Below are 16,467 nucleotides of genomic sequence, written 5' to 3'. Positions count from 1 at the left end.
GGCAATACCCGTCAGTTAGAGAAATAAAGCCGAATACAAACCTGTGGCGAGGGCATCGAGTGGGTGCCCCTAAGCCGTCGCAGAGCCGACACGGCCCTTGCGCAACGCATCGATGACCGCTTCTTTCGGGCCGTCGGCGACGATCCGTCCGTTGTCCAGCACCACCAACCGGTCCACCAGGCTGAGCATCGACGTGCGGTGAGTGACCAGCAGCAGGGTTTTGCCCTGAATCCAGCCGTGGAGTTTTTGCCGCAGGACGTCTTCGCTGCTGTTGTCCATGGCGCTGGTGGGTTCGTCGAGCAGCATGATCGGCGGGTCGAGCAACAAGGCCCGCGCCAGCAACACCGCTTGGCGTTGACCGCCCGACAGCAACTGACCGCGTTCACCCACCGGCCGGTCGAAGCCCTGGGGATGTTGGCGAGCCAGTTCGGTGACGCCAGTCAGTTCGGCGACTTCAAGCATCCGGGCATCGTTGATGTAGCGCGCGCCGAGGGTCAGGTTGTCGCGCAGGCTGCCGGCCAGCAATGGCAGGTCGTGGGCGACGTAGCCGATCTGTTGACGCAGGTCGGCGACGTCCAGTTGTCGCAGGTCCAGGCCATCGAGCAGCAACTGGCCTTCTTCCGGTGCATAGAATCCCATCACCAGCCGCGCCAACGTGCTTTTGCCCGAGCCGCTGCGGCCGATGATGCCGATCCGTTCGCCGGGTTTCATGCTGAAGCTGACGTTGGCCAGGGCCGGAGCATTCTGGCCGTTGTAGTGAAACGTCACGCCGCTGACGTCGAGCGCGCCTTGCAGTTGCGTACGCTCCAGTGGCCGCTGTTTGGCGTCACGTTCTTGCGGCAACGACATCAGCGCATCGGTGCTTTTCATGGTCAGTTGCGCTTGTTGATAACGGGTGATCAGCCCGGCGATTTGCCCCAGCGGCGCGAGCACGCGGCTGCCGAGCATGTAGGTCGCCACCAGCGCACCAACGCTGAGGTTGCCGGCGATGATGCTGTAGACCCCGGCGACGATGGTCGCCATGCCGGAGAATTGCTGAATGAACAGCGTGCCGTTGGTGGCCAGCGCCGAGAGGTTGCGTGCATGGCTGTCGAGGCGGGTGAGGGCGCCGTGGGTGCTTTCCCATTTGTGTTGGCGTTCGCTTTCGGCGCTGCACGCCTTGAGGGTTTCCAGACCGCCGAGGGTTTCGATCAGCAGGGCCTGGCGTTCGGCGCCGAGGCTCAGACTCTTCTGCACGGTGTCGCGCAGACGTGCCTGAATCACCATGGCAAAGATGATCGTGATGGGGAAGGCCAACAGCGGAATCACCACCAACCAGCCACCGAGCAAGCCGATCACCACCAGCATCAATACTGCGAAGGGCAGGTCGATCAGGCTGGTCAGCGTGACGGCGGTGAGAAACTCCCGCAGGCCCTGAAAATCATGAATGCTCTGGGCGAAACCACCGATGGTCGCTGGTCGCGCTTTCATTGCCATGCCGGTGATGCGTTCGAACAAGGTCGCCGAAAGAATCACGTCGGTTTTCTTCCCGGCGGTGTCCAGCAGGTGCGCGCGAACCACCCGCAGCACCAGTTCGAAGCCGGTGCCGATCAGCAAGCCGATCGACAACACCCACAACGTTGAAGTGGCCTGGTTCGGCACCACCCGGTCGTAGGTCTGCATCACGAACAGCGGCACCATCAGCCCCAGCAGGTTGATCAGAAAACTCGCCAGAATCGCATCGCTGTACAGCCACTTCGACAACTTCAACGTGTCGCGAAACCACGCTTCCACTCGTGGCACCAGCGGTGCGCGCAGGTCTTCGAGTTCATGCCGCGGCCGGGCGAACAACGCCTGGCCGCTGTAGTTGGCGGCCAGCTCGTCCGTGCTGACCCATTGTTCTCCGCCGTCGGCTTCGCTCGGCAGAATCAGCGCCTGACCGTCATCGCCGAAGCGACGCAAGACCGCGCAGCGGCCATGGTTGAGGAGCAGCATCACAGGCAGGTTGAGCGCGGAAATCTCCCCCAGTTCACGGCGCAACACACGCGCCTGCAAACTGGCCCGGGCCGCTGCGCGCGGCAGCAGGTCCAGGCTCAAACGTTGGTGTGCCATTGGCAGCCCGGCACTCAGGCTGGCGCGACTGACCGTCGCGCCATGAAGTTTGCAGAGGATCAACAGACCGTCCAGAAGCGGGTCATCGAAGCTCAGACGCGGATCGACGCCAATGTTGCCGGGTTCCATGCTGGTCACTTGATCGCTCCCGTTGCGCTGCGGCAATTGGCATAAATATCTACATATCTCCCTGTAGGAGCTGCCGAAGGCTGCTCCTACAGGGGTTATTTCATTTCAGTTCAGGCAAGCGAGCTTCGTTTTTCACTTCGGTGGAGGCGATCGCATCGGCGGGCAGCACCACCCGTTGTTTGCTCAGCAACTGACCCATGTTCGCCAGCACGCGGTACATCGAAAACTCCTCGGTGTAGCGCACTTCGGTGTAGCGGCGGTTGGCGTTGTAGAGTTCGTTTTCACTGTCGAGCAAGTCGAGCAAGGTCCGTTGACCAAGGCCGAACTGATCCTGATACGCGGCCCGCACACGGGTGGTGGTTTCGGCGTATTCACGGGCAGTCGGGGTTTGTTTCTTGGCGTTGAGCATGGCGTTCCAGGCCAGGTGGATGTTCTCGTTGAGTTGGCGCAGGGCGTTGTTGCGGATGTCCAGCGCCTGGTTGATCTGGTGCGCATTGGAGGCCAGCCGGGCCTTGTCGCTGCCGCCGCGGAACAGGTTGTAGTTCATCACCACACCCACTCGCCATTCGTTGTCGTGGCCTTCGTCGCCCTGAATATTGTTATTCGCGCCCACCGCCGCTTCAGCGTCAAAACGCGGGTAAAACGGCGACTTGGAGACTTCGTACTGGCTTTCGGCCGATTGCACATCGGCCTGGGCGGATTTCAGGTACGGGTTGTTTTCCACCATGCTCTGCTGGGCTTCCGGCAGGGTGGCGGGCAATTCGCCGCGGGTCGATGGCGGCGCTTCGAGTTCATCGGGCATGCGCCCCACGACGCTGTAGAAGTTCGTCTCGGCATCGGCCAGATCGACTTCGGCGGTGTCGAGGTTGTTTTGCGCCAGCGCCCGGCGAGCGGTGGATTGGTCGGAGTCGGCGTTACTGCCGACTCCGCGTTCGGTGCGCAGGCCGATCTGATCGTTGACTCGCATGTGCGCTTGCAGGTTGTTCTTGGCCAGGGTCACCAGTTCGCGGCGCTTGAGCACTTCGAGGTACACCTCGATGGTGCGCAGGGCCAGATCCTGGGCGGTGCCCTGTGCGTAATAGGCGCGCGAGTTGGCCACGCCTTTGGTGCGCGCGACCTCGTTGGAGGTGTTGAAGCCGTCGAACAGCATCTGCCGCAGGCGCAGTTCCGACTGGGTGTAGGTGAGGATTTCGGTGTGGTGATTGCCCTGCGCCCGAGTGGTGGTGTTATCGCTGTACCCGCGCCCGTAGCCGGCGTTCAAATCCACCGATGGATAGAAGCCCCCTTTGGCGACTTTAATCTGCTCGTCGGCCGAGAGCCGGGCATCGACCCGCGACGACAGTTCCGGGTGGGTCGCAATGGTGCTCTGGATCGCCTCGGTCAATGACATCGCCTGAGCCTGAGAAGTGCAGGCCATGGCCAGCAAAATCGCGCTGCAGAGGGGGGTTAAAACGCGCATGGATGCCTCTCCCTGATTCCTGATGGTACTTAGTGAGTCGCCAAATATTTGACGTTATTTTTAAGTGAAACCGTCTCACGCTTGTTACATCAGAGCTAAGAACATCCTGACGCGAAGCTAAGAAGGATTTCTCATAAGACTTATGCCGAAAAAAACTTATGCGCTCTGAAAAATCCAGCACATTGTTCAATGCGAAAGCCTTTGTTTATGAGCTCTGAGGAGCATCGAAGGGCTTGAGGAAAGTTCAATTCACTTTTCGACACAGAGCGAAGAAGTGCTGGAGGGGAGGGAAGCGAGACGGTTTAGAGGCGACAATTTTTTGTCACTCGAGTGATTCAAAACCGTTACGCATCGTTAGCAGGGCGGTTATTTTGGAAGTGGACCCCGATGCCGTTGATTGCACAGGGTTTTATCCCGATCCAGAAATTCCCCTTGCGAGCGACACGCCTGGCGAGAGTGTCGGGAGGCAGTGGTTTACGTCAGGTAAACGCTTTCTCGGCAAACGATCCGCCAGGCCAACCTGCTTGAACCATGAGCAACTTCTTCGCGCAAACAGGATGCCGACAGCAGTTGGCAGCGGAGGAAATGCACATGGCAACGCTCATCGGTATCGTCAGTAAGGTCATCGGTCAGGTGTACGCAGTGGCGGGTGATGGCACCCGACGCACCCTGGTCGAGGGCGATCGGCTGTTTGCCGGCGAGCAACTGGTCACTGGGGCCGAAGGCGCGGTGGCGGTGCAATTGAAAAATGGCCAGGAGCTGACTCTGGGGCGTGACAGCAGCCTGCAGATGACAGCCCAGTTACTGGCGCATCAGGCCCCGCACGTGGAGACCGCCGAGGCGGTGACGCCGAGTCAGGCGCAACTGACCGATGTCGAGCAACTGCAAAAAGCTATTGCCGCCGGTGCAGACCCGACTCAGACCGGTGAAGCCACCGCCGCCGGGCCGGGCGCCTCGGGCGCGCCGGGTGGATTGGGCGGCGGTCACAGTTTTGTGTTGCTGGAGGAAGTGGCGGGTCGGGTCGATCCCATCATTGGTTTCCCTACTGCGGGCTTCAACGGCATTCCCGAATTCCCCCTGGAGCGCCGGGACCCGGACAACGGCGACAACGGCGCAGGCGGTGCAGGTGGGACCGGCGCGCTGAACAACCCGGTCATCCTCATTGGCTTGTCGGGGGCGGGAGGCGAACTGACCCTCAATGAAGCCCACCTGGCGGACGGTTCGGCCAGCAACCCCGGAGCGCTGATTCAAAACGGCACCTTCACAATCATTGCGGCTGACGGGCTGACCAGCCTGAACATCGGCGGAATCAACGTGATTAGCGGCGGTGTGCCCGCCGGTTTTCCGCAATCGATCACCACTCAACTGGGCAACACCCTGACGATCACCGGCTACAACCCGGCCACCGGCGTGGTGAGTTACAGCTACACCCTGGTCGGCAACGAAACCCACTCGGCTGGCGACGGCACCAACAACCTCAGCGAACAGTTCACCGTCGTCGCGAGTGACAGCAACGGCGATACCGCCACCGGTTCGCTGGACGTCAACATCACTGACGATGTGCCCAAAGCCATCGACGACACCAATGCCAATAGCGCCTCGGAAACCCTGCTAACCCTGACTGGCAGCGTGCTGCCCAACGACCTCCAGGGCGCCGATCGCATAGCTACCGGCCCCGACAGCGGGCCGATCATCGGCGGCACGTTCAACGGGACTTACGGCACGCTGGTACTCAACGCCAACGGCACATACACCTACACCCTGAACACCAGCGATGCCGACTTCAAAGCCCTGAACGGTGGTGGCAATGCCACGGAAACCTTCACCTACACCCTGACGGATGCCGACGGCGATACCAGCACCGCGAACCTGGTGTTGGAGATACACAACAACGATGATCCGGTGATCATCGATGGGCTGAATGCCGAAGGCGGCGAGCTGACTGTCCACGAGAAAAACCTTTCGGACGGCAGCAACCCCGATGCACCGGCGCTGACCCAAAGCGGCACCTTCACCCTCACTGCGCTGGACGGCGTGCAGACCCTGACCATCGGCGGCATCGCCGTGGTCACTGGTGGTGTGGCCGCAGGTTTCCCGCAATCGATTGTCACCCCGCTCGGCAGCACGCTGACCATCACCGGGTTCGACAGCACGACCGGCGTGGTCAGTTACAGCTACACCCTCACCGATAACGAAACCCATCCGAATGCCAACGGCGCCAACAGTATCTCCGAGCAGTTCGCGGTAACCGTGGTGGACGACAACGGCACCACCGCCAACGGCAATCTCGATGTGAACATCGTCGATGACCTGCCCCAGGCCGTGAACGACAGCAACGCCAATACCGCCTCGGAAACCCTGCTGACCCTGACCGGCAGCGTACTGCCCAACGACATCCAGGGCGCTGACCGCATTGCCACCGGCTCCGACAGCGGGCCGGTCATCGGCGGCACGTTCAACGGGACGTACGGCACGCTGGTGCTCAACCCCAACGGCACGTACACCTACACCCTGAACACCAGCGACGCCGACTTCAAAGCCTTGAACGGCGGTGGCAACGCTACCGAGAATTTCGTCTACACCCTCACCGATTCCGATGGCGATACCAGCACCGCCACGCTGGTGCTGAACATCCAGAACAACGATGACCCAGTGACCCTCGATGGCCTGAACGTCAACGGCGGTGAACTCAACGTTTATGAGAAAAACCTCAGCGACGGCACCAGCCCCAACACGCCAGCCTTGACTCAAAGCGGCACCTTCACCGTCACCGCCCTCGACGGTTTGCAAACCCTGACCGTGGGCGGCATCGCGGTAGTCACCGGTGGCGTGGCCGCAGGCTTTCCACAATCGATCGTCACTGCGCTCGGCAATACGTTGACCATCACTGGTTTCAACAGCACGACCGGCGTGGTCAGCTACAGCTACACCCTGACGGATAACGAAACCCACCCGAACGCCGACGGCACCAATAGCATCACCGAGAACCTCAACGTCGTCGCCACCGACGTCGATGGCAGCACGGCATTGGGTCAGATCAACGTCAACATCGTCGATGACTTGCCCACCGCCAACCCTGATCAAGCGACGATAGCCGAAGGCGCAACGGCCTCGGGCAACGTGCTGAACAATGACGTCGGAGGTGCCGACGGCCCGGCACTTAGTGGTGCGGTGGTTGGCGTGCGCGCCGGCAGCGACACGTCGACTTCGGCCATCGGTGGCCTGAATACGCAAATCAACGGCGCCTATGGCTACCTGACCCTGGATGCCAACGGCAACGCCGTGTACCACAGCAACCCGAACTCGGTCAGCGCGCCGGGGGCCACGGATGTGTTTACCTACACCGTGCGTGATGCCGACGGCGATGAAAGCACCACGACCATCACCATTAACGTGGCGGACTGCACCCTCGTAGCGGCCAGCGATAGCGACGTGACGGTTAACGAAAAAGCCCTGGATTTGACCCAGGATGGCCAGGATCTGGCGGCAGGCACGGTCACCGGCAGCGAGCCGGGCAACACCGGTGAAACCGGCTCCGGTACGCTGGTCGGTTCGGTCACTGGCACCACTGGCACGATCACTTACACCTTGGTCGGCAGCGCCACCGGGACTTATGGGCAAATCGTGCTCAACCCCGACGGCAGCTACACCTACACCCTGACCTCTGCACCAACGACCACCCCCCACGCCAACGACGGGCCGAATACCCTGAGCGAAAGTTTCACCTATCAAGCCACCGATCCCTTGGGTAACAGCGTCACCAGTACCATCGTGATCAACATCGTCGATGACGTACCCACCGCTCATGCCGATGCGGTCGCGGTGGCGGAGGGTGGAACGGTCAGCGGTAATGTGTTGGGCAATGATGTGCTCGGCGCTGATGGCCCTGCATCGGGTGGTGCAGTGGTTGGCGTGCGCGCCGGCAACGACACTTCGACGTCTGCCATTGGCGGTCTGAATACGCAAATCAACGGCACCTACGGCTATCTGACCCTGAATGCCAATGGCAACACCGTGTACCACAGCAATCCGAATTCGGTCAGCGCGCCGGGCGCCACGGATGTGTTTACCTACACCGTGCGCGATGCCGACGGCGATGAAAGCACCACGACTATTACCATTAACGTGGCCGACTGCTCCCTCGTAGTGGTCCCCGATAATGACGTAACGGTTCACGAAAAAGCGCTGGATTTGACCAAGGATGGCCAGGATCTGGCGGCAGGCACGGTTACCGGCAGTGAACCTGGCAACACTGGTGAAACCGCCTCCGGCACGCTGGTCGGCTCCATCACTGGCGCTATTGGCGCAATCACTTACACCTTGGTCGGAAGCACCACTGGGACCTACGGGCAAATCCTGCTCAATCCGGATGGCAGCTACACCTACACCTTGACGTCCGCACCAGCGACCACGCCCAACGCTAACGACGGGCCGAATACTCTGAGCGAAGGCTTCACCTATCAGGCCACCGATTCTTTAGGCAACAGCGTCACCAGCACCATCGTGATCAACATCGTCGATGACGTGCCGACTGCGCACTGCGATTCAGTCGCGGTGGTAGAGGGCGGGACAGTCAGCGGTAATGTGCTGGACAACGATGTGCTCGGTGCTGACGGTCCGGCAGTGGGAGGTGCAGTAGTCGGCGTGCGTGCCGGCAGCGACACCTCGACTTCGGCCATCGGCGGCTTGAACAGCCAAATCAACGGCACCTACGGCTATCTCACACTGGATGCCAACGGTAATGCCGTGTACCACAGCAACCCCAACTCGGTTGGTGAGCCGGGCGCCACGGACGTGTTCACCTATACCGTGCGCGATGCCGACGGCGATGAAAGCACCACGACCCTAACCATCGACGTGTCCAACAACTGCCTCGTAACGGTCACCGATACCGACGTGACGGTCTACGAAAAAGCCCTGGACTTGACCCAGAACGGTCAGGACCTGGCAGCGGGCACCGTCACTGGCAGCGAGCCGGGCAACACCGGTGAAACCGGCTCCGGTACGCTGGTCGGTGCGGTCACCGGCGCCAGCGGTGCGATCACTTACACCTTGGTCGGCAGTGCCACCGGAACCTACGGGCAGATCCTGCTCAACCCCGACGGCAGCTACACCTACACCCTGACCTCGGCGCCGAAAACTTCGCCCACCGCCAACGACGGCGCGAACACCCTGAACGAAAGCTTCACCTACACCGCCACCGATGCCGTGGGCAACAGCACCACCGGCACCCTTGTGGTGAGCATCGTCGATGACGTGCCCAAAGCCGTCGCCTCGGACCGATCGGTGCCCGCGGTGCAGATTGACTCCAACCTACTGCTGGTGATCGATGTGTCCGGGAGCATGGTCGACCCTTCCGGTGTGTCGGGTCTGTCGCGGCTGGACCTGGCCAAGCAGGCGATCAGCGCATTGCTCGACAAGTATGACGACCTCGGCGATGTGAAAGTGCAGATCGTCACCTTCAGCAGCAGCGCCACGGACCAGACTTCGGTGTGGGTCGATGTGGCGACCGCCAAGTTGATCATCGCTACGCTGACGGCGGGCGGCGGGACCAACTACGACGCGGCCGTGGCGACCATGCAAACCGCGTTTGACACCTCGGGCAAACTCACCGGGGCGCAGAACGTCGGCTACTTCTTCTCCGATGGCAAACCCAACGAAGGCGACATCGGCCCCGCGGACGAGGCCGCGCTCAAAGCCTTCCTCGACGCCAATGACATCAAGAACTACGCCATCGGCCTGGGCAGTGGCGTCAGTAACGCCAGCCTCGATCCAGTGGCCTATGACGGCAGCACGCACACCGACACCGACGCCGTGATAGTGACCGACCTCAATCAGCTCAACTCGGTACTCTCGGGCACCGTGCAAGGCGCGCCGGTCACCGGTTCGCTGCTGGGCGAGGGCGGTACATTTGGCGCCGATGGTGGCTTCATCAAATCCATCACGATCGACGGCACCACTTATACCTATGATCCGAAAGCCAACAGCAATCAGGGTTCGCTGAGCTTCAGCGGCGGCGCCAACCACGGCACCTTCAACACCGCCAACAACACCCTGAGCATCGCCACCAATGACAGCGGCACCCTGGTGGTGAACCTCGATACCGGCGAGTACACCTACCTCTCGCAGAAAACCACGGCCGCGGTGATCACCGAAAACATCGGCTTCACCGTCAGCGACAACGACGGCGACCAGGCCAGCTCCACGCTGGTGATCAACGTGATTCCGAACACGCCACCGGTGGCGGTCGATGACCATGTCATCACCAACATTCTGTCGGGCAGCATTGTGCTGCCGGGCGAACTGCTGCTGGCCAACGACAGCGACGTCAATGGCGACACGCTCACGGCATCGCCGACCACCTTCAACACTGGCTGGACGGCCAGGGGCGGGGACTTTACCGGCACCAATCCGAACTTCAGTTTCACCGCCAATAACACCCAGGCAGTGACCATCGCCCGCAGCGCATTCGTCGCCAACACAGCCGCCATGACGGCGATGTTGGTGGTCAGCGGGGCGCTCGGGGCGGTCAGCGCCAACAATACCAATGATGAGGACCGGATCACCGTCACCCTCAAACAAGGTGAAACCCTCAACCTGGACCACAACCTGGCGGCCGGCCACGTCACGATGGAGTACTCGGTCAACGGCGGTGCTTTCACTGCCATCGCCGACGGCCAGACCATCACCGCCACAGCGGACGGCACGTACCAGATCCACATCACCAACATCGACGACGGTGGCCCGGGCAACAGCGGGAAGGGGGCGGAAAACTACCAGCTGACCATGACCGTCAACTACGCTGGAGCCCACGATGCCACGCCGGACTTTCACGGCACCTACACCGCCAACGACAACCACGGCGGCAGCGACTCGGCCAATGTGACCATCAGCTATCAGGATGGCCATACGCTGACCGGCACTTCTGGGGACGACGTACTGGTGGCGGGCGCTGGCAACAACCTCATCAATGCCGGCGACGGCAATGATGTGCTCACCGCCGGTTCCGGCAACAACGAGATGCATGGCGGCGCCGGCAACGACTTGCTGTTCAGCGGCGCGGGCAACGACCTGCTCGACGGCGGCACCGGCAATGACACCGCGAGCTCTGCGCACGCCACCGCCGGCGTCACCGCCAACCTGAGCCTGCCTACCGCGCAAAACACCCTTGGCGCGGGCACCGACACCCTGACCGGCATCGAAAACCTCACCGGCTCAAACTTTAACGACAGCCTCATGGGCGACAACAACAGCAACATCATCAACGGCGGTTTGGGCAACGATGTGCTCAACGGCGGGGGCGGTGACGACTTCCTCATCGGCGGCCTCGGTAACAACACCCTCACCGGCGGCAGCGGCGCCGACACCTTCCAGTGGCTCAAAGGCAACAGCGGCCACGACGTCATCACCGACTTCACCCCAGGCACCGACAAACTCGACCTGTCGCAACTGCTGCAAGGCGAAAACGGCACCGCGGCTTCGCTGGATGACTACCTGCACTTCACTGTCAGCGGCAGTGGTGCATCGGTGATTACCAGCATCGACGTCAGCGCCATGGCCGGCGCCACGCCGAACCAGACCATCGACTTGGCGGGCGTAAACCTGGCCAGCCACTACGGCGTCACGCCGGGGGCGGATGGGGTGATTGCCGGCGGTCACGATACCGCGACGATCATCAGCGGCATGCTCAATGATCATTCGTTGAAGGTGGATACCGTGTGATCTGAAAGTACAAAACCCGCCATCCCGGTGAAAGGGGATGGCGGGTTTGTCACGTACAGCCGTAGGAGCGAGCGGTGCGGCGATCCGTCTTGCCCGCGAAGCTTTTGACTCAGGTCGCCTCGTTCAGGTATTTGCCCACGGTCGCCACATTGTCGAGCGAGTACTGTTTGCTCAGGTTGGCGATCATTTTGTTCAGGGCTTCGGTCACGTTGAACTGATTGGTGGAGCTGTCAGTGTTCTGCCCGCGACCGGCTTGCAGGGCGGCTTTCAGTTCATCGCTGCTGACGCCACCGCTGCTGTCGCTATCCAGGATCTTGGGCAATGCAGCGCTGTCGGCCGTGCTGCCGGCGCTGGTCAGGCCGTTGCTCAGTTCATCGCTGCTGATGGCGCCGTCACCGTCAGTGTCCAGAGCGCTGATCAGCGCATCGGCCAGTTCGGTGCTCGGCGCCTGATCGCGCGGTGGCGGCGGAGGGGCCATCGCGGCCATTTCCTCGCTGCTCAGGCTGCCGCTTTCGTCGCTGTCCAGATCGCTGAAGTTCTTACTCAGGCTGACCAGCAGACCGTCATCGGTTTTCTGCGACAGGGCGCTCGTGAGCTCGTCCTGATCCACCGCACCGTCGCTGTTGCTGTCGAGTTTGGCGAGCAGTTCTTTCTGGAATTGCTGGCTGCGGGCACTGTTGGTGGAGGTGCTGCTGGTGCTGGTATAGCTCGTGTAGTTACTGACGCTACCGATCATTGTGCTCACTCCTTGGAATGGGAAACCGGTGAGTGCACCGGCTTATGCAGCCTCAAGGGGTGAGTTGTCGTGGGTATGTGGGGTTTGTACCGTCCGGTACACAAACACAAATATCAGGCCCGCCTACGATCCTGTGGGAGCGGGCTTGCTCGCGAAAGCGGTGTGTCAGGCGACATCAATGTTGACTGGACTGCCGTCTTCGCGAGCAAGCCCGCTCCCACATTGGATGGGGGTGTGGCTTAGAGGCGGGGCAGGCGGATGACTGCGGTTAAACCACCACCGGAAGTTTCTTCCAGGCTCAACTGCCCACCCAGACGCTCCGCTGCTTCTCGGGCGATGGTCATGCCCAGGCCGACGCCGCCGGAGTTGCGATTACGTGAACCTTCCAGGCGAAAGAACGGTTCGAACACCGCTTCACGTTTATCCGCTGCGATACCCGGGCCATGGTCGATGACCCGGATCACCAGCTCCTCGCGGCTGTCCTCAAGCGTGATCAGCGCGTCCCCGGCATAACGCAGGGCGTTGTCCAGCAGGTTATTGATGCACGAGCGCAAGGCCATCGGCTGAACCTGCAACGGCGCGCAATGGCCGCTGGCCTGGACATTGGAGCCCTGGTCCTGGGCGTTTTCGCTCAGGGATTCCACCAGCGCCTGCACGTCCATCCACTGTGGCGCCTCGCTGGTGCGTTGTTCGTGCAGGTAGGTGAGGGTGGAATCGAGCATGCTGATCATGTCGTCCAGGTCCTGACGCATCTGGCCTTGCAGCTTGTCGTCATCGATCTGCTCCAGCCGTAGCTTGAGTCGCGACAGCGGCGTGCGCAGGTCATGGGACACCGCGCCAAGCATCCGTGAGCGTTGCTGCACTTGCTGCAGAATGCGTTGCTGCATCAAATTGAAGGTGTGGGCCGCTTGCCGCGCTTCCCGTGGGCCGGACTCATCCAGCGGTGGACTGTCGAGATTTTCACTCAGGCGCTCGGCGGCGTCGCTCAGGCGTTGAATCGGACGGGTCAGCAGCTTGGCGCCGTACCAGGCGGCGATGATCAGCGAGACAAACTGAAAGGTCAGCGGCACCAGCGGCCCGCCGAACCACGGCCGTGGTGGCCGGTTGCCGAAGCGCGGGTCCGGTGGTGGGCGTTGTCCGTCGAAGCGCTCGGAAAATTCCGACGGCGGCGGAGGGGGAGGCGGTGGACCGTAATGCTTGAACCAGAAGAACGCCAACAAATGCGCCAGTACGATCGCCAGCAGCAGCACGCCAAACAGGCGACCGAACAGCGTATCGAAGCGCGCACGCATCAGCCGATGTCTCGTGCGTCGAACAGATAACCCTCGCCGCGAACAGTCTTGATCAGTTGTGGTGCTTTTGGGTCGTCACCGAGTTTCTGGCGCAGGCGCGAGACGAGCAAGTCGATGCTGCGATCAAAGGCTTCGATCGAGCGACCACGGGCGGCGTCCAGCAGTTGTTCGCGGCTGAGTACCCGGCGCGGACGTTCGATGAACACCCAGAGCAAACGGAATTCGGCGTTGGACAACGGCACCACCAGGCCATCGGCGGCGATCAACTGGCGCAGCACACTGTTGAGGCGCCAGGTGTCGAAGCGAATATTCGCACGCTGTTCGGTGCGGTCGTCGCGCACCCGACGCAGAATGGTCTGAATCCGTGCGACCAGCTCCCGCGGCTCGAATGGCTTGGCCATGTAGTCGTCGGCGCCCAGTTCCAGGCCGATGATCCGGTCGGTGGGTTCGCAACGGGCGGTGAGCATCAGGATCGGGATGTCCGATTCGGCGCGCAACCAGCGGCACAGCGACAAACCGTCTTCGCCCGGCAGCATCAGGTCGAGCACCACCACGTCGAAATGCTCGGCTTGCAGGGCCTGACGCATGGCGGCGCCATCGGTGACGCCGCTGGCGTGGATACTGAATCGGGCCAGGTAGTCGATCATTAATTCACAGATCGGGACGTCATCGTCTACGATCAGGGCGCGAATGCTCCAGCGTTTATCGTCGGCCGGCGCTTTTTGATCGTCGTTCTGGGGTGCTGGGGAGTTGTGCATGCGTGCGTTCATCTGCCAGATAGGCTGCCAACCACAAAGATAGGCTGCGAGGTTGTGGCTTCAGCATAGGCGTCCGGCCGTGAGGCGGGAAGTGCTGTAGGACCTGTTGCGGCTGCCGAGGGTAGCGTTGAAGGGTGTTGTGGGCGTGTCATGTATGTACCGAGCTCGACACAATTGCTGCAGTAGCTAGTCTTGTATTAACCGCGACGACGAATTACCGATCATCGGGTCCCGCAGCGGCGCTGGTTCCGCTACAATGCGCGCCGATTTCGACTTGCCTGAGAGCCCACTCATGTCCGCCTGCCAGACGCCTATTATCGTCGCCCTGGATTTCCCTACCCGTGACGCCGCACTGAAGCTGGCCGATCAATTGGACCCGAAGCTGTGCCGGGTCAAAGTCGGTAAAGAACTGTTCACCAGTTGCGCCTCGGAAATCGTCGGCACCCTGCGCGACAAGGGTTTTGAAGTGTTCCTGGACCTCAAATTCCACGACATTCCGAACACCACCGCCATGGCCGTCAAGGCCGCTGCGGAAATGGGCGTGTGGATGGTCAACGTGCACTGCTCCGGCGGTCTGCGCATGATGGCTGCCTGCCGTGAAGTGCTCGATCAGCGCAGCGGCCCGAAACCGCTGCTGATCGGCGTGACCGTGCTGACCAGCATGGAACGTGAGGATCTGGCGGGTATCGGTCTGGACATCGAGCCACAGGAGCAGGTGTTGCGCCTGGCCGCGCTGGCGGAAAAAGCCGGGCTGGACGGTCTGGTCTGCTCGGCCCTGGAAGCCCGGGCCCTGAAAACCGCTCACCCGTCGTTGCAACTGGTAACCCCGGGGATTCGTCCGGCGGGCAGCGCCCAGGACGATCAACGCCGCATCCTGACCCCGCGTCAGGCGCTAGAGGCTGGTTCCGATTACCTGGTGATCGGCCGTCCGATCAGCCAGGCGGCGGATCCGGCGAAGGCGTTGGCGGCCGTAGTGGCCGAACTCGCTTAACCAAACGCCGCAGATCCAAATGTGGGAGCGGGCTTGCTCGCGAAGGCGGCATATCAGTCGACATCATCGTTGACTGACACACCGCTTTCGCGAGCAAGCCCGCTCCCACATTTGTTTGTGGTCGTTTCAGATATCGGGTTAAACCTTCAACACCAACTTCCCGAAATTCTCGCCGCTGAACAATTTCATCAGCGTCTCCGGGAATGTTTCCAGTCCTTCGACAATATCTTCCTTGCTCTTGAGCTGCCCCTTGGCCATCCAGCCGGCCATTTCCTGCCCGGCAGCGGCGAACTGTGCGGCGTAATCCATCACCACAAAGCCTTCCATCCGCGCGCGGTTGACCAGCAACGACAGGTAGTTGGCCGGGCCTTTGACCGCTTCCTTGTTGTTGTACTGGCTGATGGCGCCGCAAATCACCACCCGCGCCTTCATGTTCAGGCGGCTCAGCACGGCATCGAGAATATCGCCGCCGACGTTATCGAAATACACGTCGACGCCTTTCGGGCATTCGCGCTTGAGGCCGGCCTGCACGTCTTCGTTTTTGTAGTCGATGGCACCGTCAAAACCCAGCTCGTCGATCAGGAACTTGCACTTATCCGCGCCGCCGGCGATGCCGATCACCCGGCAACCTTTGATCTTGGCAATCTGCCCGGCAATGCTGCCCACCGCACCGGCCGCGCCCGACAACACTACGGTGTCGCCGGCTTTCGGCGCGCCGACATCGAGCAGGGCGAAGTAGGCGGTCATCCCGGTCATGCCCAGCGCGGATAAATAGCGCGGCAGCGGTGCCAGTGTCGGATCGACTTTATAGAAACCTCGCGGCTCGCCGAGGAAGTAATCCTGCACGCCGAGGGCGCCGTTGACGTAGTCCCCCACGGCGAAACCCGGATTGTTCGAGGCAATGACTTTGCCTACACCCAATGCACGCATGACTTCGCCAATGCCGACCGGAGGGATGTAGGACTTGCCCTCGTTCATCCAGCCACGCATGGCCGGGTCCAGGGATAGGTATTCGTTCTTGACCAGGATCTGACCCGCCGCCGGCTCGCCGACCGGTACTTCTTGATACGTGAACGTCTCACGGGTGGCTGCCCCTACGGGGCGTTTGGCGAGCAGGAACTGGCGATTGGTCTGGGTAGTCATGACAGGCACTCAAGATGAATGAAGTCTTGTTGATAGACCTTCATTGGCGATGCTGCAAGGTTGGCTGACACTGCGAATGCACATCGATCCAGTGCAGTGATAGTCAGGGCGCCCGTTCTATCACTGCAACTCATGGGTGCCCAACC

8 protein-coding genes are annotated in these 16,467 nt (G+C 61.4%); 2 read left to right on the top strand and 6 right to left on the bottom strand.

Going from position 1 to position 16,467, the window contains the following annotated elements; translation table 11 throughout:
* Nucleotides 1-69 precede the first annotated feature (69 nt).
* Entirely contained in the window at nt 70-2,229 is a 2,160-nt protein-coding gene (locus AB7M29_RS27280) for a type I secretion system permease/ATPase (protein ID WP_454248431.1), read from the bottom strand.
* A 91-nt stretch (nt 2,230-2,320) separates the two neighbouring features.
* Complete coding sequence (locus tag AB7M29_RS27275; protein WP_454248430.1) at nt 2,321-3,679, bottom strand: TolC family outer membrane protein; 1,359 nt, start codon at nt 3,677-3,679, stop codon at nt 2,321-2,323.
* A gap of 591 nt (nt 3,680-4,270) precedes the next feature.
* Between AB7M29_RS27275 and AB7M29_RS27270 the strand changes: the two genes are divergently transcribed.
* A complete protein-coding gene (locus tag AB7M29_RS27270) occupies nt 4,271-11,401 on the top strand; it encodes a retention module-containing protein (protein WP_454248429.1) in 7,131 nt (2,376 codons plus the stop codon).
* A 109-nt stretch (nt 11,402-11,510) separates the two neighbouring features.
* Here the strand turns inward: AB7M29_RS27270 and xopAW are convergent, their stop codons facing one another.
* From xopAW to AB7M29_RS27255, 3 genes are all read right to left on the bottom strand, one after another.
* Nucleotides 11,511-12,137, bottom strand: a complete 627-nt coding sequence (gene xopAW / locus AB7M29_RS27265; RefSeq protein WP_454248428.1) for a XopAW family type III secretion system calcium-binding effector — start codon at nt 12,135-12,137, stop codon at nt 11,511-11,513.
* Between the two features lie 239 nt (nt 12,138-12,376).
* On the bottom strand, nt 12,377-13,429 hold the full coding sequence (locus AB7M29_RS27260; RefSeq protein ID WP_454248427.1) for a sensor histidine kinase: 1,053 nt from the start codon (nt 13,427-13,429) through the stop codon (nt 12,377-12,379).
* On the bottom strand, nt 13,429-14,187 hold the full coding sequence (locus AB7M29_RS27255) for a response regulator (RefSeq protein ID WP_454248426.1): 759 nt from the start codon (nt 14,185-14,187) through the stop codon (nt 13,429-13,431). Before AB7M29_RS27255 ends, AB7M29_RS27260 begins: the two co-directional genes overlap by 1 nt.
* 292 nt (nt 14,188-14,479) lie before the next feature.
* Between AB7M29_RS27255 and pyrF the strand changes: the two genes are divergently transcribed.
* The gene (pyrF, locus tag AB7M29_RS27250; protein WP_195840113.1) at nt 14,480-15,178 is read left to right on the top strand and encodes an orotidine-5'-phosphate decarboxylase; all 699 of its coding nucleotides are present in this window, start codon (nt 14,480-14,482) and stop codon (nt 15,176-15,178) included.
* 138 nt (nt 15,179-15,316) lie between these two features.
* Here pyrF and AB7M29_RS27245 read toward each other — a convergent pair whose 3' ends face one another.
* Entirely contained in the window at nt 15,317-16,321 is a 1,005-nt protein-coding gene (locus AB7M29_RS27245) for an NADP-dependent oxidoreductase (RefSeq protein WP_052964897.1), read from the bottom strand.
* Between the last annotated feature and the right edge of the window lie 146 nt (nt 16,322-16,467).

This window comes from Pseudomonas sp. F-14 TE3623 (genome assembly GCF_053629015.1).
Note: the sequence above shows the minus strand (reverse complement) of the source record. Positions and strands in the feature narration are given on the sequence as shown.